At 36.3% G+C, this 24,321-nt stretch carries 19 protein-coding genes; 13 read left to right on the top strand and 6 right to left on the bottom strand.

Translation table 11 applies throughout. The annotated features are described in order from the left end of the window. Positions 1-182 precede the first annotated feature (182 nt). Together ACZ2G0_RS04230 and ACZ2G0_RS04225 are read right to left on the bottom strand one after the other, a co-directional pair. On the bottom strand, positions 183-533 hold the full coding sequence (locus ACZ2G0_RS04230) for a cupin domain-containing protein (RefSeq protein ID WP_470309144.1): 351 nt from the start codon (positions 531-533) through the stop codon (positions 183-185). Positions 534-543: 10 nt separating this feature from the next. After that, positions 544-2,805: a heparinase II/III domain-containing protein gene (locus ACZ2G0_RS04225; RefSeq protein WP_470309143.1), complete on the bottom strand. Its 2,262-nt coding sequence runs from the start codon at positions 2,803-2,805 to the stop codon at positions 544-546. Between the two features lie 305 nt (positions 2,806-3,110). Between ACZ2G0_RS04225 and ACZ2G0_RS04220 the strand changes: the two genes are divergently transcribed. Further along, a complete protein-coding gene (locus tag ACZ2G0_RS04220; protein WP_470309142.1) occupies positions 3,111-4,646 on the top strand; it encodes an aldehyde dehydrogenase (NADP(+)) in 1,536 nt (511 codons plus the stop codon). Between the two features lie 82 nt (positions 4,647-4,728). Here ACZ2G0_RS04220 and ACZ2G0_RS04215 read toward each other — a convergent pair whose 3' ends face one another. The 3 genes from ACZ2G0_RS04215 to ACZ2G0_RS04205 all read right to left on the bottom strand — a co-directional run bounded on the left by ACZ2G0_RS04215 (position 4,729) and on the right by ACZ2G0_RS04205 (position 6,940). Next, the gene (locus ACZ2G0_RS04215) at positions 4,729-5,445 is read right to left on the bottom strand and encodes a ribonuclease activity regulator RraA (protein ID WP_470309141.1); all 717 of its coding nucleotides are present in this window, start codon (positions 5,443-5,445) and stop codon (positions 4,729-4,731) included. Positions 5,446-6,110: 665 nt separating this feature from the next. Continuing rightward, the gene (locus tag ACZ2G0_RS04210; RefSeq protein ID WP_300283739.1) at positions 6,111-6,650 is read right to left on the bottom strand and encodes a DMP19 family protein; all 540 of its coding nucleotides are present in this window, start codon (positions 6,648-6,650) and stop codon (positions 6,111-6,113) included. 128 nt (positions 6,651-6,778) lie between these two features. Further along, positions 6,779-6,940 carry a hypothetical protein gene (locus ACZ2G0_RS04205; protein ID WP_300283741.1) on the bottom strand — a complete coding sequence of 54 codons (162 nt, stop codon included), beginning with the start codon at positions 6,938-6,940 and terminating at the stop codon, positions 6,779-6,781. A gap of 561 nt (positions 6,941-7,501) precedes the next feature. On the opposite strand from ACZ2G0_RS04205, the gene metG reads away from it, so the two are divergent. From metG to ACZ2G0_RS04180, 5 genes are all read left to right on the top strand, one after another. Then, positions 7,502-9,598, top strand: coding sequence for a methionine--tRNA ligase (metG, locus tag ACZ2G0_RS04200; RefSeq protein WP_470309140.1), 2,097 nt, complete (start codon positions 7,502-7,504; stop codon positions 9,596-9,598). A 751-nt stretch (positions 9,599-10,349) separates the two neighbouring features. Continuing rightward, positions 10,350-11,255, top strand: a complete 906-nt coding sequence (locus ACZ2G0_RS04195) for a DMT family transporter (RefSeq protein ID WP_470309139.1) — start codon at positions 10,350-10,352, stop codon at positions 11,253-11,255. 1 nt (position 11,256) lies between these two features. Next, the gene (locus ACZ2G0_RS04190; protein WP_300286065.1) at positions 11,257-11,946 is read left to right on the top strand and encodes an HAD family hydrolase; all 690 of its coding nucleotides are present in this window, start codon (positions 11,257-11,259) and stop codon (positions 11,944-11,946) included. Between the two features lie 7 nt (positions 11,947-11,953). Further along, on the top strand, positions 11,954-12,583 hold the full coding sequence (locus tag ACZ2G0_RS04185; RefSeq protein WP_470309138.1) for a CatA-like O-acetyltransferase: 630 nt from the start codon (positions 11,954-11,956) through the stop codon (positions 12,581-12,583). Between the two features lie 15 nt (positions 12,584-12,598). Continuing rightward, positions 12,599-13,498, top strand: coding sequence for a histone deacetylase family protein (locus ACZ2G0_RS04180; protein ID WP_470309137.1), 900 nt, complete (start codon positions 12,599-12,601; stop codon positions 13,496-13,498). 56 nt (positions 13,499-13,554) lie between these two features. Here ACZ2G0_RS04180 and ACZ2G0_RS04175 read toward each other — a convergent pair whose 3' ends face one another. Further along, complete coding sequence (locus ACZ2G0_RS04175; protein ID WP_470309136.1) at positions 13,555-13,884, bottom strand: single-stranded DNA-binding protein; 330 nt, start codon at positions 13,882-13,884, stop codon at positions 13,555-13,557. Between the two features lie 216 nt (positions 13,885-14,100). Here ACZ2G0_RS04175 and ACZ2G0_RS04170 point away from each other — a divergent pair, with 216 nt between their 5' ends. From ACZ2G0_RS04170 to ACZ2G0_RS04140, 7 genes are all read left to right on the top strand, one after another. Continuing rightward, positions 14,101-15,627, top strand: a complete 1,527-nt coding sequence (locus ACZ2G0_RS04170; protein WP_470309135.1) for a GNAT family N-acetyltransferase — start codon at positions 14,101-14,103, stop codon at positions 15,625-15,627. Continuing rightward, entirely contained in the window at positions 15,627-15,974 is a 348-nt protein-coding gene (locus ACZ2G0_RS04165; RefSeq protein WP_300286053.1) for a hypothetical protein, read from the top strand. The genes ACZ2G0_RS04170 and ACZ2G0_RS04165 overlap by 1 nt, the downstream gene beginning before the upstream one ends. 40 nt (positions 15,975-16,014) lie before the next feature. Then, a complete protein-coding gene (locus ACZ2G0_RS04160; protein ID WP_470309134.1) occupies positions 16,015-18,405 on the top strand; it encodes a M28 family peptidase in 2,391 nt (796 codons plus the stop codon). Positions 18,406-18,444: 39 nt separating this feature from the next. Continuing rightward, the gene (locus ACZ2G0_RS04155) at positions 18,445-19,248 is read left to right on the top strand and encodes an SDR family oxidoreductase (protein WP_470309133.1); all 804 of its coding nucleotides are present in this window, start codon (positions 18,445-18,447) and stop codon (positions 19,246-19,248) included. A gap of 1 nt (position 19,249) precedes the next feature. Then, entirely contained in the window at positions 19,250-20,194 is a 945-nt protein-coding gene (locus ACZ2G0_RS04150) for a DMT family transporter (RefSeq protein WP_470309132.1), read from the top strand. 811 nt (positions 20,195-21,005) lie between these two features. Beyond that, a complete protein-coding gene (locus ACZ2G0_RS04145) occupies positions 21,006-22,916 on the top strand; it encodes a hypothetical protein (RefSeq protein WP_470309131.1) in 1,911 nt (636 codons plus the stop codon). Positions 22,917-22,923: 7 nt separating this feature from the next. Next, positions 22,924-23,403: a hypothetical protein gene (locus tag ACZ2G0_RS04140; protein WP_404761940.1), complete on the top strand. Its 480-nt coding sequence runs from the start codon at positions 22,924-22,926 to the stop codon at positions 23,401-23,403. Positions 23,404-24,321: the final 918 nt, after the last annotated feature.

Below are 24,321 nucleotides of genomic sequence, written 5' to 3'. Positions count from 1 at the left end.
TTAATTAAAAAAATTAAATGCAAGTTTATTTTAACAAACCACCTAAAAACACCTTCAACTTACCTAATTCGAGCGATTTAACATAAAAGTATTGACAACTATATGCTTGGTAATGCCGATAGTTGTCAACAACTTTTACTAGAACTACTTGAATAGGATTCCTATTTATAGAACAGAGAATCTTAGGCTTTCATAAAATCTTCTCGAATTGGGCTAAAAACGTCAATTAAAACTCCATCAGCCAAGCAGATTGCACCGTGAAGTACGTGAGGCGCTATATAAAAGCAATCACCACCTTTCAACACTTTTTTATCATCCCCAATAGTTACCTCGAACTCACCACTTACAACATAGGTTACTTGTGCGTGATAGTGTTCATGCATCGGTCCGATACTTCCTTTTTTAAAATCGACATTAACTAACATGATTGTGTCATCGTAACCCATTATTTTACGCTTTACACCTTCACCAACTACTTGCCACTCTATTTCATCTCCTATTAAAAACGCTGCACTAGCTCCAAAACTTTCCATATTGATTTATTTATTTACTATTAATACTATATTTCGCTCCTGTCCAGGAATAATTTTTTCCGTTTATATTTAAACTGTGTTTTTTATCTTTAGCACTATCCTTTGTTGCCATAATAAAGAGACTTTCGCTATCCTTTTTAGTAACGATAGACACCGCTATATACTCTTGATCCTCATAGGCAATTGCAATTTTTTTTATGGAACTGCTGGCATTAATTGCATTTTCAGTTACGGGACTATAACTACCATGCGTTTCAATTACATTCACAAAAGTAGCATCTTGACTATTTTTCTTTCGAAGGATGATCCCAGCATCTCGACGTAAATTAAAGTTAGGGTCATTAGCTCCTAAACGAGCAAGTACCACTTCATCATCGACAGCTGTTACAGCTGTTAAAGTATAAAAACTACCCGCTGACAACCAAGAGAACTGTATGTTTGTACTACCCGCTTTTCCACTACCTTCCTTCCATAGGTGCTCATATCCAAAATCTTTGCCTAGTGGCTCCAGTGTTTTCGGCGTTTCATATTTAAAACTAGCGGACATCATTTGCCCTAAATAATAAAAGGGAAGATCATATTGATTGGCTGTTTTTGAAGCTACTTGTAAAATATCGAGTAGTAATGGATTTTCAAATCCCTCGACATCCCATACAGCCATGGTTCGGTGCATTTTGGTTCCTGGATAGGCATTTTCATCGGTCGCGCTAATGACTTGTACTTTAGGATCTGTAACATCATACAAATACTTGTGAGAGGAATACAAACTACCCTTTTCAAAATCCCCGTCAAAATGGGATCTTTCATTCTGCACCAACGTATTGTGTGCGAGCGTTTGCTTCGCCCAACTACCATTTTCTTTCAAATAATTCCCACCTCCTTTTTGTTCAATATTCACAAACCGCGCTAATCCATAATCTTGTAAAACCTCAACACTATTATTGTAAAACGAGAAAGACAATTTATCAAAATGTCCGTGGCTAGAACCTTGAGCAGCGTATTTAAGCACTAGGGTAAGTTCTTTGTCATTTTTATTAGTTCGTATAATCGCTACACCACCTTCATCACCATTGGAACCATCAGCTAAATCAATTGATTTTTTAACAAATGGCTTTGCTAATTTATTTTTAATCCCAAGAGCTACCGCCATTCCTGAATTATCAAGTTGCACTCGCCCTTGTTTCTCAGCAATCGAAAGTAACGAAGCATCTCTACCTCCATATAAATAGGCAATATCTACCGCCGAAACTAATTCTCTTGAGTAATAGGACATCCCTTTTTGACCATCATTTAAAGGGAAAAACTCTCCTGCTGTATTGGTCAAATTCAATAATGCGTAAACCGATTTGATAAGAATCCCATTCTTGTAATCAAATATTTTTAAGTCGGGTTTTGTGTTTTGAAGCGCTTCCGCAAAAACCATAAAAGGGTACATAGCGTATCGTTGGTAATAGGGTCCTTCATTGTAGTATCCATCAGGCGAAAAAGGTTCGTCTACATTAGCTAAAAAACCTGTTTTCTGACCTTCTTTTTTAATCAAACCACCGTCATTATCTTTTAATCCTACGGCAAGTCCATCATCCTTCAATCCGTTCAACGCACGATCTAGCAATTCCGCATCGTTCATAACTAAAGCAATCATACCTACTCCTACATTACCCCAAGTACTATGATTGTGTACTCTATTGAAAAATTGCGGAGAACCTATAGATATAAAATCAGCAAAAGGCTTGAAAAGATCTTTTTCTAAAATCCCTCGGTCTTTAGGTCCAATAAAATCATATACACAATCATAAGCCTGACTCATGTATACTAGCCAATTCGAATCGTTAAGCGCTTGCCAAAACAATTTCCCTCTGGCATAAGACCGCTCTTGCGGATGTAAAGGCAAAGTAGGATACAATTTAGCATACGCCATCAGCATATCTTTGACATAAATCGCGTACTTTTTATCTCCTAAAATTTGATATAAAACAGCCGCTTTTTGGGCAATCAAAAAGTTCTTTTTATGACGTTCGTGCGTGTAACCACCTGAAAAATCCTTTGGAACGGGAACATCAATACCCAAAGTCATTTCGGCTTCCACTTCCTTTTTTACTTCTAAAACCGAAGCATCAAAGAGTGGCACTTTTCCTAAATGGGATTTAATTTCCTGAACGCCTTTCTTGGTCAGCACCAAGCTAGGGTGTGTTTGTGCTGCTGTGTTGAAACTAATCAATAACAACAACCCAAAAAGGATGGTGTGCATCCAACTATTTTTAATCTTATTCATTTGCTCTACTTTAAATTTTAGCTCAAAATCGAATTATACTATCTTACAAAATAAAAAACCATCCCAATCCTATCCTTTTATATCGGTTAACACAACACTTATACTACTACTTTTAAGGCAATTATCAGCCCAAATAGCTATAAATATTGAATTAGTTGGATGGTAAACTTATTAATTCTATATTTGGTTAACCAATTTGGTTTGCCAAATATATCTATTTTTTTAAACAAATATAAATCTAACGTACTCTTTTACTGTTTTATTTTCAGCAATAGGCAGCGTAAACCCTTTACAATCGAAAAACAATGACTAACCTAACTACATTTCAAGCCATAAATCCAGCTACTAACACCGCAATAATTGGTGAATTTACGACGACGACTAAAAATGAAATTGACTTCATCGTACAAACTGCCGCACAGGCTTTTGATGAATATCGCAAAAAAAATTCTGCTGAAATCGCTACTTTTTTAGACACAATCGCTGACGAAATATTAAATCTAGGTGATGCCTTACTTGAAAGATGCCACCAAGAGACTGCCTTACCGCTAGCACGATTACAAGGCGAAAGAGGAAGAACAATGAATCAGCTAAAATTATTTGCCACAACTGTTCGCGAGGGCTCGTGGGTTGATGCTCGCATAGACACCGCAATAGCTGACCGTTTACCTGTACCAAAACCAGACATTAGACATATGTTGATTCCGTTAGGGCCTGTAGCAGTATTTGGCGCTAGTAATTTTCCGTTAGCTTTTTCGGTAGCAGGTGGCGATACAGCATCGGCCTTAGCAGCTGGCTGTCCAGTAATAGTAAAGGCACATCCTGCACATCCCGGTACATCACAACTAATTGCATCAGCAATTGAAAAAGCAATCGAACTGACAAAGATGCCAAAGGGTGTATTTGCCATGATACAAGGAAACACCAATGAGGTAGGCGCTACTTTGGTACAACATCCTGACATCAAAGCCGTAGGGTTTACGGGTTCATTTAACGGAGGTAAAGCGTTGTTTGATTTGGCTAACGCAAGACCGGAACCTATTCCTGTATTTGCAGAAATGGGAAGTACTAATCCCGTTTTTATATTACCTACTATTTTAGAACAAAAAGCTTCAACTATAGCAACTGGCTTAGCGAATTCAATTACAATGAACGCTGGACAATTTTGTACCACACCTGGTCTGACTTTCATTCCACAATCGACGTTTGCCACAGCATTTACAACTGATTTAGTTAAAGCGATTGCAGCGATTCCGGCTACAACCATGTTAACGGAGGGAATACATAAAGCCTATCTGAATAGAATAAACGACACAAAGCAAACACAAAAGTTGCAGTCTATTGCACAAGGTCAAGAAAGCACATCGCCCAATCAGGCCACTGCTCATATCTTTACAACAACTGTAGTTGAATACCTATCAGAAAAAGCCTTAGAAGAGGAAAACTTTGGACCCTCTAACATTGTGGTGGAAGCTACTTCTAAATCAGAAATCCTAGCTGCTGCTAATAGCCTAAAAGGACATTTAACTGCGACGGTTTTTGGCACCGATGCTGATTTTGAAGAATACTCCGATTTATTTGCTATACTTGAGAAAAAAGTTGGCCGAATCATCCTTAATGGTTACCCAACAGGAGTCGAAGTTTGTCCATCAATGGTGCACGGCGGACCGTTTCCTGCTACAACTGCATCGCAATCAACATCCGTAGGGACAAACGCCATTAAGCGCTTTGTGAGACCTATTTGCTTTCAAGATTATCCAGAAGCTTTACTTCCTGAGGCATTACAAAATGATAATCCATTAGATCTATGGAGATTAGTAAACGGAGCGTTTACCAAATAATACTTTCATCAACGCAAAAAATCACCCTAAAACAGTTTGCTTTAGGGTGATTTTTTTTGTGTTTTAAAAATTAAGTACTCACTTATTCTTGCTCTTTTTTCCAAGCTTCAAATAATACAAGGTTTTGCTCATCGGTTGCGGGATACAACCCTATGATTGACTTTCCTTTATTGACTTGTTCTAAAACAAAATCTTCGTACAGTGTCATTTTGATACATTCATCGGCTACCTCATCAGCAATTGCGGCAGGAATCACCATTACACCATCGTCATCTCCTACGATTACATCTCCCGGAAAAACAGCTACATCGCCGCAACCAATAGGGACATTGATATCTATTGCTTGATTTAAAGTTAAATTAGTTGGTGCCGAAGGGCGTTGATGGTAAGCAGGCATGGCTAGCTTTGCAATTCCTGCCGAATCTCTAAAACCACCATCGGTTACAATACCAGCACCACCACGAACCATAAGTCTGGTCACCAAAATATCACCAGCTGAGGCAGCTCTAGCGTCTTTACGACTATCTATAACCAAAACAGCTCCTACAGGGCATTGCTCTATAGCAACACGTTGTGGATGTTTGGGATCTCTAAACACGTCCATCGGATTCAAATCCTCGCGAGCAGGAATATATCGTAAAGTAAAAGCCTCACCCACCATCGTTGGTTTTCCCAACTGCAATGGTTTTACATCTTGAATAAACTGGTTTTTCAATCCTCGTTTAAAAAGACAACTAGCTATTGTAGGTGTACTTACCTTTTTTAGTTTTTCTCTGGTTGCATCTGATAATTGACTCATAGCTGTTTGGATATTTTGTGAAGTACAAATATACAGTTAAGTGGTTAACCAATTTGCACAACGACTTAATTTTCTTAACGTATCTCCGCGTAAAAATTGCAAATAATTGTTTCGCAGAGAACCACAAAGGATTCGCAAAGCGTCGCAAAAACAAAAACTTTTTTGATTTTTCTTAGCGTATCTCCGCGTAAAAATTGCAAATAATTGTTTCGCAAAGCACCACAAAGGATTCTCAGAGCGTCGCAAAATCAAAAACTTATTTAATTTTTCTTAGCGCATCTCCGCGCAATAGGTTGAAAGCAGTTGTCTCGCAAAGCACCACAAAGGTTTCGCAGAGCGTCACAAAATAAAGGTCCTCTTTGCGCATCTCTGTGGGTATTTCTTAGCGTATCTCCTCGTAATAGATTAAAAATAGTTGTTTCGCAGAGAACCAAAAAGAATTCTCAGAGCGTCGCAAAATCAATATCCTCTTTGAGTATCTCTGTGTTTTTTTCTTAGCGTATCTCTGCGTAAAAATTAAAAATAGTTATCTCGCAGAGAACCAAAAAGAATTCTCAGAGCGTCGTAAAATAAAGGTCCTCTTTGAGTATCTCTGTGTTTTTTTCTTAGCGTATCTCTGCGTAATAGATTAAATAATTGTTTCGCAAAGGATTCGCAGCCAATAACTAAGCTCTTTTGATTTCATGACCCACGAACTCTTCCAAAGCAGCAAACATCTCATCTACCGAAAGTACCTCGGTATCAGGATGCGATTGTAAGAAAGCGGCATTTAGGTGTACTAAATTTTCTTCGATTTCGTAAAAGGTATCACTATTCATCAAGTCTCTAACGGGGTTTACGCCTTCTAGTTTCCCTTTAAAAAACTTATCACGCTTAACTGAACTCATTAAACTCACTTTTTTGCACTGCTCTTTAAATAATGCCAAGTGTTTTTCGGCGCCTAATAATTGCAAACCCTCTTCAATTAGTTCATTAAGTTCTTTATTCCAACGTGAATTGTAGACAAATTGTGCAAAATTACCCTCAGTGTATTGTGAAGTATAGTAGTCAAGGTAGTAACTCATTAACGCATCTTCGTGAATCAAATCATCATCGATTTTTTCCTCACGCATTAAGTTGATTACTGATATATTTGAGTTGATAATATCTTGTGGGTTTTCGCTAGCGGCCGCTGTTTCTGAAATAATTATTTTACCGAATTCCATGAAGTTTATTTTTAAGGAGTTTATGGCAAATTTCGGGGAAATAATTGAGTTGCGCCTATTTTTAAACACAAATTAATTACAGCTAATCTTATCGACGAATAGTATTTGCCACAGTTTCATAGCTTTTTTTAAAATTCCTCGCTCTTCTTTTGTTGGTTCATTTTCGTAACCAAAGCTTTTAAGCGCAAGGCTTTTTCCTTTTTCTCTTCCTGTACTTTAGCCTTTTTACGATTTAATAATTTGGTGTGTAAGGCTTTGTTTTTGGTATTTTTTTCGGGTCCTTTAGGCATGGGAGATGGATTGAAATAGGCTGTAAAGATACGTATAAAATGTGCATTTATTTGTATTCACTATTTACGCAAACTGCAACCAAAAGATCAATTATTGCATATCCGCAATTCGTATTTTTTGAAGAAGTAGCAATAAAATTTTTCATCATAGATTTAATTAGACTTTTATCCGCTTTTTTTAAGATAGCCACCAATTTCAATATAAGATTAGTCGAGAAAGACAAAACCTAACAGATATGGACTTATGGACTTATTCTAGTTCTGCAAACAGCATTTTTCTCTTACAAAAACCATTCTTTCTCCATTTATCTTTTCGAGGAACGAAGCAAACCCATTAACAGGAGTACTAATCTAGATGGAATTACTAGATGCGATTGCTTCGTCCCTCGCAATGACCTATTAAACGAAATCCCTAGCCCCGATAGCAGTGGAAATCCTTTTACTTTTTTCTTTAAAAAGTAAAAGATTGAAACGTATAGCGGGAAATAGCTTCAAATAAAAATTCTATTCCTTATTTTTGCACCGCGTTCTGAATTAATTTCAGAATCTAAAAATAATTTTATGATACAGAATCCAAAAAGATATACGATTACGGCGGCTTTGCCTTATACTAACGGACCTATTCACATTGGCCATTTGGCGGGTGTTTATGTTCCTTCTGATATTTATTCTCGTTACCTGCGATTGCAAGGTAGAGACGTTTTGTTTGTTTGCGGAAGCGACGAGCACGGTGTGGCGATTTCTATGAAAGCCAAGAAAGAAGGGATTAGTCCGCAAGAAGTAATTGATAAATACGATGGTATTATTCGTAAATCGTTTATTGATTTCGGAATCTCATTTGATAATTACTCGAGAACTTCGGCTAAAATTCATCATGATACTGCCCAAGATTTTTTCAAAAAATTATACGAACAAGGTGACTTTATAGAGCAAGTAACCGAACAATTGTATGATGCAAAAGCAGATCAGTTTTTGGCTGACCGTTTTGTAACTGGAACTTGCCCTAAATGTGGCAACGAAGAAGCATATGGTGATCAATGTGAAAAATGTGGATCAACCTTGAACGCTACCGATTTAATTAATCCAAAATCGACAATTACAGGTGAAACGCCAATTATGAAATCAACGAAACACTGGTTTTTACCTTTGGATCGTTACGAAGATTTCTTGAAAGAGTGGATCCTTGTTGGACATAAAAGCGACTGGAAACCCAATGTTTACGGTCAAGTAAAATCATGGATCGACGGCGGACTAGAGCCTCGTGCAGTAACACGTGACCTGGATTGGGGAATTGACGTTCCTGTTCCTGGTGCCGATGGAAAAAAATTATATGTGTGGTTTGATGCGCCTATTGGGTACATCTCAGCATCTAAAGAATGGGCTGCTCGCGAAGGAAAAGAATGGGAGCCGTACTGGAAAGATCAAGACACTAAGTTGGTTCACTTTATAGGAAAAGACAATATTGTTTTTCACTGTGTGATTTTTCCAGCGATGCTAAAAGCCGAAGGAAGCTATATTTTGCCAGACAACGTGCCTGCAAATGAGTTCCTGAACTTAGAAGGAAATAAATTATCAACGTCTAAAAACTGGGCAGTTTGGTTGCACGAATATTTAGAAGAATTTCCAGGCCAACAAGATGTTTTGCGTTATGCATTGACATCAAACGCACCTGAAACAAAGGATAACGATTTTACTTGGAAAGATTTTCAAGCTAGAAACAACAATGAATTAGTGGCTATTTACGGGAATTTCATTAATCGTGTAGTAGTTTTAACTAACAAATATTACAACGGAATTGTTCCTGCTCCAAACGAATTATCAGAAGTTGACGAAGCGACTTTAACTGAATTAAAAGCCTATCCTGCAGTTATTTCAAGCTCTGTTGAAAGATATAGATTTAGAGAAGCTTTAGGGGAATTGATGAATGTAGCTCGACTTGGAAATAAATACTTGGCTGATGAAGAGCCTTGGAAAATGATAAAAACGGATGAAGCACGCGTGCAAACACAAATGTATGTAGCATTACAAATTGCTGCTGCTTTGAGTTCACTTTGCGAGCCGTTCCTACCATTCACAGCAACTAAATTATCTCGAATATTAAAAATCGAGAGTCCATTAAATTGGAACACGATTTCAGAAACTTCGGATTTATTGCCAGCAGGTCACCAAATAGGAGAAGCGGAGTTATTGTTTGCCAAAATTGAAGATGAAGAAATTCAGAAACAAATTGACAAGTTAGAAGCTACGAAAACAGCTAATAAAGAAGAGATTGCTTCGGCCCAAGCAACAATTGAACCACAAAAAGAAGCGATTCAATTTGATGATTTCGCCAAGATGGATATTCGAGTAGGAACAATTCTTGAAGCTGAGAAAATGCCAAAAGCAAACAAGCTTTTGATATTAAAAGTAGACACAGGTATTGATGTTCGAACCATTGTTTCGGGAATTGCAGAGAGTTTTAAACCTGAAGATATTATTGGAAAACGAGTAACTGTTTTAGTCAACCTAGCTCCCAGAAACTTACGTGGTGTAGAAAGTCAAGGAATGATTTTAATGACCACGAATGCCGATGGGAAATTAGTATTTGTAAATCCAGATACTTCGACTTCGCTTAGTACAGGTTCTGATGGTGTTTCGAATGGCGAGACTATAAATTAAAAATAGGCAACCGCAAATTCGCGAATTATTTTACTTTTTAGAATTAAAATTTACGTATTAGCGGTGATCAATGATACTGTTAAATTATCACCAAATCGTTAGTAATAATTTATGCTGAATAAAATAATAGGTAACCGCAAATTCGCGAATTAACTTCCTATTTAGAATTAAAATTTGCGAATTTGCGGTGACCAATGGTACCGTTAAATTAGCATCAAAACGTTAACAGTAATTTATGCTGAATAAAATAATAGGTAGCCGCAAATTCGCGAATTAACTTCCTATTTAGAATTAAAATTTGCGAGTTAGCGGTGACCAATGATGCTGTTAAATTAGCATCAAAACGTTAGTAATAATTTATGCTGAATAAAATAATAGGTAACCGCCAATTCGCGAATTAACTTGCTATTTAGAATTAAAATTTGCGAGTTAGCGGTGACCAATGATGCTGTTAAATTAGCATCAAAACGTTAGTAATAATTTATGCTGAATAAAATAATAGGTAACCGCCAATTCGCGAATTAATTTACTATTTAGAATTAAAATTTGCGAATTTGCGGTGACCAATGGTACCGTTAAATTAGCATCAAAACGTTAATAGTAATTTATGCTGAATAAAATACTAAGCAACCGCCAAATCGTGAATTATTTTACTTTTTAGAATTAAAATTTGCGAATTTGCGGTGACACAATGATACTGTTACATTAGCACCAAATCGTTAGTAATAATTTATGCTGAATAAAATTGAGGATGACGAATGCAAAACCTAGATTGGCGCTCTTTTTTGGAATACTATGTATTTCGGTTTTTCCTATATTAGTAAAACTCAGATTGACTCCAGGATTGATTTCGGCATTTTACCGCATGGCATTTGCCATTGCAGTACTATTACCGTACATGATTTTCTCTAAAAAATTTAAGCTTCCTGAGAAAAAATACTTATTATTAGCCGTTTTATGTGGTGTATTATTTGCCTCGGATGTTGCAGTTTGGAATATTGCGATTCAAGAATCAAGTGCTACTCAAGCATCCTTACTTACCAATTTATCGCCGCTTTGGGTGGGAATTATATCCTATGTTTTTTTGAATATTAAACCCGCAACTAACTTCTGGATAGGAACAGCTGTCGCCTTATTTGGAATGGCGATGCTAGTAGGATTCCAGTTTTTCTTAGAGCTCAATTTCGATCACGCTTTTATCCTAGCGGTACTATCCGGAATATTCTATTCTATCTATTTATTAGTGAGTAAAAAAGCACTTGGACAAATTGATGTACTCTCGTTTATGACTATTAGCTTACTGGCTTCTTCCCTATACTTAGCGATAGCTTGCGTTATAGTAAACGAACCATTTACAGGTTTTTCTAATATGGGTTGGTTTGTCCTATTTCTTCAAGCCGTAGTTTGCCAGTTGATGGCTTGGTTGTCTATCAGTTACGCAACGCAGCACATGCGCGCCACACGAGTTTCATTAAGTTTATTGAGTCAAGCCGTTTTGACTGCTATTCTCGCTTGGCTATTTTTAGATGAAAAAATTACAATTAACATGATTATTGGTGGTTTGATTCTTCTTTTAGGAATCCGAATCACATTTTACACCAGTACACTTTGGTCAAAAACACCTAAAGAAGCGGCTTCTTTAGAACTAAAAAAATAAGATGAAAAACATAAAAGTAATTGCCTTCGACGCAGATGATACGCTATTTATCAACGAAACGTATTTCGATGAGACAGAGCAAAAATTTTGTGGATTAATGCAAGATTACCTGTCCAAACAAGGGATTTCACAAGAACTATTTAAAGTCGAAATCGACAATTTGAAATTATACGGTTACGGTATTAAAGGCTATATCCTGTCAATGATTGAAGCTGCGATGACCATTTCGAATAACACCATTCCAATTGAAATTGTCGAAAAAATTATTCAGTATGGCAAAGAGCTACTTCAAAAACCAATTGTTTTACTCGACGGCGTCGAAGAAACTTTAGATGCCTTGTATGGCAAATACAAATTAGTGGTTGCCACCAAAGGGGATTTACTTGACCAAAGACGCAAATTGCACAATTCTGGTTTAGGACATTATTTTCACCATATCGAGGTGATGTCTGACAAACAAGAAAAAGATTATACGGATTTAATCAAAAGACTCGAAATTGAACCTTCGGAGTTTTTCATGATTGGAAATTCCTTAAAATCAGATGTATTACCTGTTTTAGCTATTGGCGGACACGCCGTTCATATTCCGTTTCACACGACCTGGGCACATGAAAAAATTGATCATAAAGTGGTACATGAAAACTTTAGCACGCATGAAAACATTGTCGAAGTATTGAAAAAACTAGTCTAACAATCCAATGAAACAAAAATTAGACATAGCCAATTGGAACCGAAAGGAACATTTTATGTTTTTCAAACAATTTGAAGAACCGTTTTTTGGTGCTACAGTCACTATCGATTGTACTAAGGCTTATGCTGCTGCAAAAGAGAGAAAGACATCTTTTTTTACCTATTACTTGCATAAAACATTAGTCGCTGTTAATCATATCGAATGTTTTAAATACCGCATTGCTGACGATTCGGTTTATATTTACGATCAAATTAATGCCTCTGCTACTATTGGTAGAGAGGATGGTACTTTTGGTTTTTCTTTAATCGAATACAATCCTGACTATCTAGTTTTTGAAACAAAAGCTACTGCTGAAGCGGCCCGAATTCAAACGACAACTGGCCTTTTTACTCGTGAATTTAGTGACGATAATTTGATTCATTTCTCGGCCATACCTTGGCTTAATTTCACCTCGCTTTCTCATGCAAGAAGCTATACTTTCCCGGATAGTTGTCCTAAAATCTCTTTTGGAAAAATGATAACCACTGAAGAAGGAATAAAAACAATGGCTATGTCAATTCATGTACATCATGGTTTAATCGATGGATTACAGCTCGGTCAATTTGTCGATTATTTTCAAGAGATTATGAATAAATAAATTCGATTATTTTTTATGTTCCCGATAGCATTTCATCCTATATACCAGCATCCTTTACCCGAGGGACATCGGTTTCCTATGCTGAAATATGAATTGCTACCACAACAGCTACTTTATGAAGGAACGGCAACAGCAACTGATTTCTTTGAACCTACCATAGCTGATTTAGCTCCAGTCCTAGCCATTCATACCCAAGAGTACGTAAATGATTTATTGCAACTCACCTTGAATGCCAAAGCGGCTAGAAAAATTGGATTCCCATTGTCTCGTGAATTAGTGCAACGCGAATTGATAATTGCGCAAGGAACGATCACAGGCGCTCAAAAAGCTTTTGAAGCTCAAGTATCTTTTAACATTGCTGGAGGAACCCATCATGCCTATTCTACTCACGGAGAAGCCTTTTGTTTATTGAACGATCAGGCTATTGCAGCGCAATTTTTATTAAATCAAAAATTAGCTAAGAAGATTTTAATCATCGACCTCGATGTACATCAAGGCAATGGAACAGCCGAAATTTTCCAAAACAATAGTTCTGTTTTTACCTTTTCAACGCATGGGAAAACGAATTATCCTTTCAAAAAAGAAACCTCTGATTTAGATATTGCTTTTGATGATGGCACTTCAGATTCTGAATTTTTAAGCACTATTGCGACAGTGATTCCGCAATTGATTGAAACCCAAAAACCAGATTTCATTTTCTACTTGGCTGGAGTAGATATTCTAGCTACCGATAAATTAGGAAAATTAGGTTGCACAGTCAACGGCTGTAAAAAAAGAGATGAACTGGTTTTTGAATTATGCTCAAAATACCAAATTCCAGTCCAGGTTTCTATGGGTGGTGGTTATTCTCCCGATATTAAAACCATTATTGAATCACATGCTAATACCTACCGTGCAGCCAAAAATATTTTCTAAAAAAAAGCACGAACTGCTTCAATAGCAATTCGTGCAATTCATAATTGATTATTTCTTTATTGTGCTTTTCCTAATAAAAGCAACTCATTAGCAACGACTTCAGTTATGAATCGTTTCACTCCGTCTTTATCATCATAGCTGCGATGTGTCAATTTGCCTTCTATAGCAACTTCTCTTCCTTTGGTTACGTATTTCTCAATGATTTCGGCCGTTTTTCCCCAGGCTGTTACGCGGTGCCATTCGGTTTTTTCTACTTTATCTCCGTTTTCTTTGTAATACACTTCATTTGTGGCGATAGAAAGGTTCGCTAATTTTTTTCCACCTTCTAAGTTTTTTACTTCTGGATCTTGTCCTACATGTCCGATTAATTGTACTGTGTTTTTCATGGCGTATAAATTTAATTGTTAGTATCTGATTTCGTATCAGACTTTGTTATGGTTTATAATCGTGTCGGTTTCTTGTTGTTTGATTTCGACATTGCAAAGATTAGACAGGAGCAAGAACTTATTCGGTTAACGTTCAATTACTTTCGGTTGTAAATAATTGTAAACGTTTGTAAACGGCTATTATTTTTCGTATCTTGCCAAAAATAAAAATCATTTATGCCAGCAAATATTAAGACAATTGAGTTACGCAACTTACAAATTGAAGATTACAAAGAATTAAAAAAATCAATGGTGGAATCCTATCCAGAAATGGCCGATTCCTTTTGGAAAGAAGATCAAATCGAACTTTTACTGAAAAAATTCCCCGCAGGACAATTAGTAATTGTTGTAGATGGAATTGTTGTTGGCTCCGCATTATCCTTATTAGTTACCGAAGATTTCGCCTTTAAAACCCGTACTTACAAAGCCATTACTGGCAATTTTACCTTCTCGACTCACAATCCTGATGGAGAAGTTTTATACGGAATAGATGTTTTTATTAACCCGCAATACCGTGGTTTACGATTAGGTCGCCGTTTGTATGATGTTCGAAAAGAACTGTGTGAGCAACTGAACTTAAAGTCCATCATTTTTGCTGGTAGGATTCCGAATTACGCCAAATTTAAAGACGAAATCACTCCTAAAGTATATATTGAAAAAGTAAAGAAAAAAGAAATTTATGATCCCGTTTTATCGTTTCAGTTAAGCAATGACTTTCACGAATTACGCGTACTCAAAAATTATTTATTGGGTGATGTCGAATCGCAAGAGTTTGCCGTTTTACTCGAATGGAATAATATTTACTACGACGATAGTCCTAAATTAATCAACACAACCAAAAGTGTGGTTCGATTGGGATTGATCCAATGGCAAATGCGTTCGTTAGGAAATTTAGATGCACTTTTTGAACAAGCCGAATTTTTTATAGACGCTGTTTCAGGCTATGGTAGTGATTTCGCCTTGTTTCCTGAGTTTTTTACGGCACCTTTAATGGCCGATTACAACCATTTATCAGAGGCCGAAGCCATTAGAGAATTGGCACGTCATACCGAAGCGGTGAAATTGCGTTTCCAAGAATTTGCAATTTCGTATAACATCAATATCATCACGGGAAGTATGCCTTTTATAGAAAACGGACATGTATATAATGTTGGTTTCCTATGCAAAAGAGACGGTACAAACGAAATGTATCGCAAAATTCACATCACTCCAAACGAAGTGTTCCACTGGGGAATCACGGGCGGAGACGTAATTCAAACTTTTGATACCGACTGTGGGAAAATTGGAATTGTAATATGTTATGATGTCGAATTCCCGGAACTTTCTCGATTAATGGCGGATGAAGGAATGAATATTTTATTTGTCCCTTTCCTGACCGATACACAAAACGGTTACACACGTGTGAAGCATTGTGCACAAGCAAGAGCGATCGAAAACGAGTGTTATGTTGCGATTGCAGGTTGTGTTGGAAACTTACCTAAGGTAAACAATATGGATATCCAGTATGCACAAGCAGCTGTTTTTACGCCTTCTGATTTTGCTTTCCCAAGTAACGGAATCAAAGCTGAAGCTACACCCAATACAGAGATGACCTTAATTGTTGATGTCGATATGAACTTGCTAAAAGAGTTACACGAGCATGGAAGCGTGAACACCATGAAGGACAGAAGACACGATTTATATAATTTAACCCGTCTTAAATAATGAAAAGTTGTTTAGAATGCGAAGAGAAAATTATAGGACGTGAAGACAAAAAGTTTTGCAGCGACGGCTGTCGCAATGCCTATAACAACAAAATCAACAAAGACAGTACTAATTTTATGCGCAACATTAACAATAAGTTGCGCAAAAATTACCGCATTCTAACCTCTTTAAATACCGAAGGCAAATCAAAAACCACCCGCGCTAAACTTTTAAGCAAGGGATTTGATTTTGAGTTTTTTACCAATATTTTACAAACCAAAACAGGTAACACCTATTACTTCCTTTATGACCAAGGGTACCTGCTTTTAGACAACGATTTTTATATGCTTGTAAAAAAAGATATCTAACAATACCACCACCAACTATCCAAAAACCAACCATCCCCGAATGAAAAAAGACTACTCATCCCTCTTTGCAGTTTTGTTTTTCCTATTAACCACAGGATTTATTTATTTCACCATGATGCCACAAATGACATCAGAAGACGAAGGACCACTATCTGAATTCTCAACTGCTAGAGCCTTTAAACAAGTAGAAAATATTGCAAGGCAACCCCATTATGTGGGTTCTAAAAACCACGACCAAGTAGGGAACTATTTGCAAGGAGAACTGCAAAAACTAGGATTAGAGACTAGCATTCAAGAAGGCTATACCTTGACAGATTGGGGAAACTTGGTCAAGTCTAAAAACATTATGGCCCGAATCAAAGGGACTTCCAACTCTAAAGCACTCCTTTTATTATCTCATTACGATAGCGCACCGCACTCCTTTTCGCCAGGTGCTAGTGATGCAGGATCAGGAGTTGCAACGATACTAGAAAGCGTCCGTGCTTTTATTTATGACAAGCAAAAACATAAAAATGACATTATTATTCTTTTCTCAGATGCAGAAGAATTAGGTTTAAACGGTGCTGCTTTGTTTGTAACGCAACATCAGTGGGCTAAAGATATTGGACTAGTCCTTAATTTTGAGGCAAGAGGTTCATCAGGACCTAGCTATATGTTAATGGAGACTACTAAAGGAAATGCTGCTCTTGTAAAAGAGTTTGCTGCTGCAAAAGCGACTTTCCCAGTTTCCAACTCCTTAATGTACAGCATTTATAAAATGCTTCCCAATGACACCGATTTAACGGTATTTAGAGAAAAAGGAGCGATCCAAGGGTACAATTTTGCTTTTATCGATAGCCATTACAATTACCACACCGAACAAGATACTCCAGCGCATCTAGCTAAAAACACCTTGGAACATCAAGGAATTTATTTGATGCCTTTGTTGAAATACTTTTCTAATACCGATTTAAACGCAACCGAAGCAACCGAAGATTATGTTTATTTTAATGCTCCATTTACTTTTATAAACTATCCGTTTAGTTGGGTAGTTCCTATGGTAATCATAGCAGGTTTAGTATTTTTACTTTTAGTTTTTATTGGTATAGGAAAACGCATTCTGTGCCTGCCTGAAATCTTCAAAGGTTTCGTTCCTTTGTTAGGTTCTTTATTAACCACAGGTGTAATTTGTTTTCTAGGTTGGAAATTAGTATTGCTTATATACCCACAATACAATGATTTGCTCAATGGTTTCACTTACAACGGTCACGCTTATATAGCTGCTTTTGTACTTTTAGCGTTAGCAATAAGCTTTGGGTTTTACCAGCTGTTTTCTATTAAAAAATTAGCGATGAACCACTATATCGCTCCTCTATTTTTATGGATTGTGATTAACGCCTTGATAGCGATACATTTGCCGGGAGCAGGTTTCTTAATCATACCCGTTTATTGCGGTTTACTTGCATTGGGAGTTTTTGTCATCACTCAAAAATCAAATAAGTTTCTTAACCTACTGCTAAGCATTCCCGCTTTCATTATTATTGCGCCTTTTATTCAAATGTTCCCTATTGGTTTAGGCCTAAAAATGCTATACGGTAGTGCCGTATTAACAGTTTTAACCTTTGCACTACTGTTACCTACTTTTGGCAGCTTTGCTAAAAAAGGAAAATGGGGCTTCGTATTTCTTTTGGCTTCCATTGGCTTTTTTGCGCAAGCACATTACGAATCAGGTTATGAAAAAGGGAAAGCTAAATCCAACAGCCTTTTGTATCTCTACGATGCGGAAAGCAAATTAGCATACTGGGTAACCTATGACACCAATTTAGACTCTTGGACTAAGGCTTATTTAGGCGAAAACCCAAAAGCACCACAGGCACTTAACGCGACGCCGTTATTTAGCAAGTACAATTCTAAATTCACATACGCTACAGCTACTACTCCTAAAGCAGTTGCTTTGCCTACCATTCAGTTTTTACGCGATAGTATCGCTGGAAACCAACGTTATTTGAAAATCAAAATTAGTCCTAACAGGAAGGTAAACCGTTATGATATTTTTGCAAATGAAAAAATGGCTATTTCCAATTTTAAAGCCAATGGTGCTCAAAATTTAGAGCAAAAAGGAGCTTTGTTGCCTCGTCGTGGTTCAAAAATAGTGAGTTATTATGTGGTTGATAATGAGCCACTTCTTTTGGATTTTAGCATCAATCGTTCTGATGTTTTTGATATGCAATTACTGGAAAGCTCCTTTGATTTGATGCAAAACCCATTGTTTTCAATGCAAAAAAGAGCCGATTGGATGATGCCAACACCGTTTATCCTAAACGATGCCGTGGTTATCAAACAACGCATTAAACCAACGCCACCAATTGCGGCAGAACCACAAATAGTGCCCGTGCAACAGTCAAAAAAAGCAAGCAGAATTATTAAAGTAGATAGCTTAAAAGTCGAATAATTATCCCGAAATTTGCCAGCAGTTAAAACGATCATTGCAATGAAACAAATTAGTATTCTGGGTTGCGGCTGGCTGGGTTTGCCGTTGGCGAAAGCCTTACTTCAAGACGGCTTATCGGTAAAAGGCTCTACCACTTCAACAGAGAAACTAGCTGTTTTAGAAAGTGCTGGAATTATTCCGCACCAAGTTGTAGTGGAAAGTGATAACGTGTCAGGACCTTTAGCAGAATTATTGACAGGAAGTAGCATTTTAGTAATTGATATTCCACCCAAGTTGAGAGGCAATCAATCAGGAGATTTTGTAGGCAAAATAAAAACAATACTTCCGTTTATTGAAAAATCGACTGTAGAAAACGTCCTTTTTATCAGTTCAACTTCGGTTTATGGAGATGATAATGATCAAGTGAACGAGGAAACAACACTGAATCCCGATACCGAAGGCGGTCGACAACTCCAAATTGTAGAAGCCCTTTTGCAGAATAATTCGCAGTTCAAAACTACCATTTTACGATTTGGCGGCTTGATTGGCGAAGATCGTAATCCGGTGCGATTCCTGGCAGGAAAAGAAAACCTAGATAATCCTAATGCTCCAATTAACTTGATTCATCAAGCCGATTGTATTGGTATCATTAAGCAAATCATCGCTAAAAATGCTTGGGACACTAGTTTTAATGCTGCTACACCTTACCATCCTTCACGCGAAACCTACTACACACAAAAAGCTGTGGAACTAGGATTAACTGCTCCAACATTTGACCACACTAAACCTTCGATTGAGAAGACCATTGTTGTTGATAAAATAGAAAATACACTCGAGTACACCTTTCAAATAATACCTCTTTAAATTGAAATCAAAAATAGTAAGTGCATTGGCATCGCCAAAAAACGCCAACGGTTTAGCAATCGTAGCCTTGTGTTTTGTTTGTTTTTTTTGGGGAACGACTTGGATAGCCTCTAAGGAAGGTGTTCGCCACATGCCAGCGTTGCAGTTGGCAGGAATCCGTCAGTTAATAGGTGGATCGCTTTATGTAGTTTACTTTCTCCTTAAAAAAGAACCATTACCCAAAGGCAAACAGTGGAAAACCATTATTATCTTGAGTATTTTAAATTTTGCCTTGAGCAACGGTTTAAGTACTTGGGGTGTAAAATATATCAGTAGCGGACTAGGTGCGATTATCAATGCGATTTTCCCTATTTGGATCGTGATTATCACCTTTTTTAGAGGCGAAAAATTAGCCAAGCTGGCCATAGCAGGATTATTCATCGCTTTCTCAGGAGTGTGCGTCATTTTTTATGAGCACTTAAATGATTTATTGATTCCTGATTTCCGTTTTGGGATAATATTACTTACGCTTTCTACGATTAGTTGGGCTTTTGGCAGTTTGTACACCAAGAAAAAAGCAGCTACGTTTAACCCTTATTTTAGTTTGGGAATTCAAATGGTAATCTCGAGTATCTTTTTATTGACTATTACAGAAACTACAGGTATGGCGGTACCTCTAAGCACCGTTCCTGCCATTTCGTGGTGGGCCATTGCCTACTTAGTAATTATTGGGTCCATCATTTCCTTTATTGCTTATATCTATATGCTGCAAAAACTTCCTCCAGAAATTAATAGTATTTATGCCTATGTCAATCCTATTGTAGCTGTATTACTAGGTGCTATTATTTTTGGTGAATCGTTAACCTTAGCCATCGGAATAGGCGGTTTGATCACTTTGAGCGGTTTGTATATGGTGAATCACTCGATTAAGAAAAACAAGCGCATCCTTGCTGGGAATAAGGTGTAATAGATTAATTTTTGGTTCTGGAGAACTTACTGAGTACGTTTATTGAGCAACTTGATTTGATTCTTCCTTCGTCAGAATGACAATTTTGGGGGTGATTCGTATACGGTTAGTTTGTCCTTCTGAGTGACTATTAACCTTTGTTTGAGGAGCAACTTGTTTAGATTCTTCCTGCGTCAGAATGACAAAGTTGAGGTTGGTTCGTAAGTGGCTAGTTTGTCTTTCTGAGGAACGAATAACCTTTGTTTCGTGAGTAACTTATTTGGATTCTTCCTTCGTTACAAGGACAATTTTGGGTTCACATTATGAAAATATTTGTCATTCTGAGGAACGAAGAATCTCTACTTATTTAGCAAATTTCGGAGATTCTTCCTTTGTCACAATGACAAATTTACGGTTAATGATATGTAGCTACTTTGCCTTCAAGAAAAACAAGCGTATTCTCGCTGGAAATAAGGCGTAATTATTACTAAAAACAGTAATTTTTGTAACCATGAGTCTGACTATTTTTATGGTGTAAATTGGTAATAAATAATTTTCATAGGTAATCGTGCAAAATCACTAAAAGTGGGTATTTCTTCGATCGTGCAAATTTTATATTTTTGATAAGCTAATAATCAGAGAATAGCACTAACTTTATCATTTAAATTTATGAAAAAAACCACAAACCACAAACCACAAACCACAAACCTTAATTTGTAAGATAATTATTTTTGCCATTTTTATGATGTCTTTAAATGGCTGCAGCGACGAACTACATCCAGAACTTACAAATATTGGAACGATGGATTACTCGTTTAAAAAAATTAATCTAATGGAGCTGCAAAAAATTAACAGTAAAGCATTTACTGAATCCACAAAACTCCAAAAAATTACTAATAGTAAAAACAAGTCCATAGGTTCGAATAATAATTATGATCTAGACTTACAAAATATTCAATACACGATACGAGACAACCAAGATGAAACTTTTTCATTTAGAATTTATCAAGATGCAACAGCAACATTTCAACAAAATATTGTTGTAGACTGCAAAGTAAACAAAACCCCGCAAACCTACTTAATAACCTATTATCTGAACAAACCACTAAATCAAATTAACAACAATATCGATTTTGCACAATCTATTAAAAATAGTAAAGTCGTAAAAATAGACAACATTTTAAAAACTAGTAAAAATGATACGGGTGGTTGTTTAACAGTCGAAGTTTATGATCATGATGTAGATTTTTGTGAAGGTGAAAATGGCCGGGCCAATGACCCTAGTTGCTATGAAAAAGATGGTAAGACACCTAAAAAAAATCAAGTATATAAAATTGTAGCCGCGAGTTGTTCAACTGCAGGAAGTTCTGGCTTCACCCCAATAGGAGGTCAATGGAGTAATAATAGCCCCGCAGGCAATTCTACTAACCCCGAGGCCATTGGGAACAGCGATGGTGTTAGCATAGGTGAAGAAAGTAATAATCTAAACATCTTTGTTCCTAACTATTTTGTAAGTTATGATTTGAGTGACCCTGCAGTTCAAAACAGACTTCAAATTAACCAATTTATTAATGACTTGTATATAGCAAATAGCAGTACTAAAAACATAATTGACACGACAGAATGGCTTATCGGTTACACAAACTATTGGATCGCTTCAAACGGAGGGTTAATCACCGCTAATAAAAACGCTTTAACGTACGCCTTAACAAAATTACCTATAGTAGTTGATCAATTTATACCAACTACTTACACTCTTGAAAGTCTGGCTGCATTCAAACTAACTGCTTATCAATTTTTACTTAAACATGGCGAAAAGTTAGCTCAACAAGATTTGCAAACTCAACAGAATATTTTACGAATTTGTACTAATTTTGAAAATATTGAATTCGTTAACGAAACCATTCAATATCAAATTAATAATAATTGGTCAAGTGAAAGTGCAATAATCGCTAACTCATTAAGAACAGCAAAGTTTGAAAATCCAAATTTAAACTTTGATGTAGAGGCCTCAATTAAATCTCCTTTTAATATTGATCGATCATCAATAAAAGATGAAACTACTGAGGGAGCAAAATTTAATGAAGTTTACAATGCATTGACAAAATCACCTGAGTTTAAAAAATTATTTTTGGATTTATTTGATAATAACAACAAGCGATTTAATGTAAAGTTTGAGATAGCTGAACACCTATATAAAGATAATGATCCCACCAAAAAAGAAGTAAATGGAAAAACTTATTTTGACGGTACGCCAAACTTAATAATTAAAATTAATAAACAAATATTATCCTCAACTGGAAGTATTCCAAAAGTTGATATTGAAATTGCGAAAACGATTATACATGAATGCATTCATGCGTATCTTTCGATCAAGGGAGGGCACATTAATGCTGGTATGGACATTGCAGGAGTCATCAATTTTGAATACAATACCAAAAATGGACAACACGATTTTATGTACAAACATATGCTACCAATTATGTCAAAAATATTGGCCGAAATAAGAGATTTAGTAACATATCAAGCAGGTAGAACCGAAGTTGAATCATTAATAATGATCCCCACCAAAACCCCACTTACAAGAGAAAAGTGGTTATGGACCAATTATTATAAATTCATAAGTATTAACGGTCTAGACGAAACAACTTTTTTTACAAATGATTTTCCACAAGATTCTGATTCTTATAATTTTTATACCCAATATAATACATACGGTCATGAGTATCTAAACAAGAAATAAAAAAATTATGAAAACGATCTACTTACTAACGTTACTCTTTTTAACAAATGTAACTAATGCGCAAGACTTTGAAAAATTAAAAAAACTAGATACTATATATATTAAATATGAAAAAAAAGATACTAAAAGTAGAATAATATTCCCCCAAGATGAAAATGGACTCATAGTTAGAAACTATATATATGAAGGTAGTAAAGATAACGCAAAAATTAAAATTACTTTTCAGCATGGTACACCAAGAGCTAAGGGAAATGAAAAATTAAATAATGAATTCAAGCACTTTTTTGTTAAGAAAGACTTTTTAAATAAAAATAGTAATAAAACTATAAACTCACTTTTTATCAAACAGTATCAGGCATGCGAAATATATCTTAAAATCTTAAATCCTAATAAAATAATTTATGTGATTGATTACACCGAGTGCAAGGATGGGAAAACACCAATTTACGAAGTTTACCCTTGGGCAATATGTAATTATGAAGATTAATATAAAATCCTCCCTTTATTCACGTTAACTTGTATGTGATGATAAATCTTAAGAACTGATTAATTCCAGTTTGCACTATAATTTAGCTTTCTTGGGTAGTTTTAGAATAATTTATATTCAAAAGTTAAACTCTTTTATAAATTGAACGCATCGGAGATTACCTATTATTTTGCGACACAAAGAACTTTGGTTTTATTGAGAAACTTGTGGAGGTTCTTCCTCCGTCAGAATGACAAAGTTGAGAGGTTGTTGAAGATAATTTTAAAACAATTATACGCGGTTAGTTTGTCATTCTAAGGAACGAACACCCGAGCGTAGCGAATTGGCTTAGCAATCTTCGTTTATTGAGCAACTTGTTTGGATTCTTCCTGTGTCAGAATGACAATTTTGGGGTGATTCGTATACGGTTTGTTTGTCATTCTGAGGAACGAAGAACCTCTGTTTCGTGAGCAACTTGTTTGGATTCTTCCTGCGTCAGAAGGACAATTTTGGGGTGATTCGTATACGGTTTGTTTGTCATTCTGAGGAACGAAGAATCTCTGTTTCGTGAGCAACTTATTTGGGTTCTTCCTTCGTCAGAAGGACAAAGTTGAGATGTTGTTGAAGATAATTTTAATACAATTATACGCGAATAGTTTGTCTTTCTGAGGAACGAAGAACCTCTGTTTCGTGAGCAACTTGTTTAGATTCTTCCTTCGTCAGAAGGACAAAATTGAGAGGTGGTTAAAGATACTTTTAATACAATTATACGCGAATAGTTTGTCTTTCTGAGGAACGAAGAACCTCTGTTTCGTGAGCAACTTGTTTAGATTCTTCCTTCGTCAGAAGGACACAGTTAAGAGGTTGTTCAAGATAATTTTAATACAATTATACGCGAATAGTTTGTTCTTCTGAGTAATGAAGGCCCGAGCAATAGCG

The organism is Flavobacterium sp. KKT103 (assembly GCF_055640565.1).
The sequence above is the reverse complement of the archived record's forward strand: the minus strand, read 5'-3'. Positions and strand labels throughout refer to the sequence as shown.

Bases quoted from the DNA above. Each gene is read 5' to 3' on its own strand.
- ACZ2G0_RS04210 (WP_300283739.1), bottom strand. From the start codon at position 6,650: ATGGAATTCGGTAAAATAATTATTTCAGAAACAGCGGCCGCTAGCGAA.
- metG (WP_470309140.1), top strand. From the start codon at position 7,502: ATGATACAGAATCCAAAAAGATATACGATTACGGCGGCTTTGCCTTAT.
- ACZ2G0_RS04180 (WP_470309137.1), top strand. From the start codon at position 12,599: ATGTTCCCGATAGCATTTCATCCTATATACCAGCATCCTTTACCCGAG.
- ACZ2G0_RS04215 (WP_470309141.1), bottom strand. From the start codon at position 5,445: ATGAGTCAATTATCAGATGCAACCAGAGAAAAACTAAAAAAGGTAAGT.
- ACZ2G0_RS04160 (WP_470309134.1), top strand. From the start codon at position 16,015: ATGAAAAAAGACTACTCATCCCTCTTTGCAGTTTTGTTTTTCCTATTA.
- ACZ2G0_RS04170 (WP_470309135.1), top strand. From the start codon at position 14,101: ATGCCAGCAAATATTAAGACAATTGAGTTACGCAACTTACAAATTGAA.
- ACZ2G0_RS04230 (WP_470309144.1), bottom strand. From the start codon at position 533: ATGGAAAGTTTTGGAGCTAGTGCAGCGTTTTTAATAGGAGATGAAATA.
- ACZ2G0_RS04205 (WP_300283741.1), bottom strand. From the start codon at position 6,940: ATGCCTAAAGGACCCGAAAAAAATACCAAAAACAAAGCCTTACACACC.
- ACZ2G0_RS04190 (WP_300286065.1), top strand. From the start codon at position 11,257: ATGAAAAACATAAAAGTAATTGCCTTCGACGCAGATGATACGCTATTT.
- ACZ2G0_RS04145 (WP_470309131.1), top strand. From the start codon at position 21,006: ATGGAGCTGCAAAAAATTAACAGTAAAGCATTTACTGAATCCACAAAA.
- ACZ2G0_RS04220 (WP_470309142.1), top strand. From the start codon at position 3,111: ATGACTAACCTAACTACATTTCAAGCCATAAATCCAGCTACTAACACC.
- ACZ2G0_RS04195 (WP_470309139.1), top strand. From the start codon at position 10,350: ATGACGAATGCAAAACCTAGATTGGCGCTCTTTTTTGGAATACTATGT.
- ACZ2G0_RS04175 (WP_470309136.1), bottom strand. From the start codon at position 13,884: ATGAAAAACACAGTACAATTAATCGGACATGTAGGACAAGATCCAGAA.
- ACZ2G0_RS04155 (WP_470309133.1), top strand. From the start codon at position 18,445: ATGAAACAAATTAGTATTCTGGGTTGCGGCTGGCTGGGTTTGCCGTTG.
- ACZ2G0_RS04225 (WP_470309143.1), bottom strand. From the start codon at position 2,805: ATGAATAAGATTAAAAATAGTTGGATGCACACCATCCTTTTTGGGTTG.
- ACZ2G0_RS04165 (WP_300286053.1), top strand. From the start codon at position 15,627: ATGAAAAGTTGTTTAGAATGCGAAGAGAAAATTATAGGACGTGAAGAC.
- ACZ2G0_RS04140 (WP_404761940.1), top strand. From the start codon at position 22,924: ATGAAAACGATCTACTTACTAACGTTACTCTTTTTAACAAATGTAACT.
- ACZ2G0_RS04185 (WP_470309138.1), top strand. From the start codon at position 11,954: ATGAAACAAAAATTAGACATAGCCAATTGGAACCGAAAGGAACATTTT.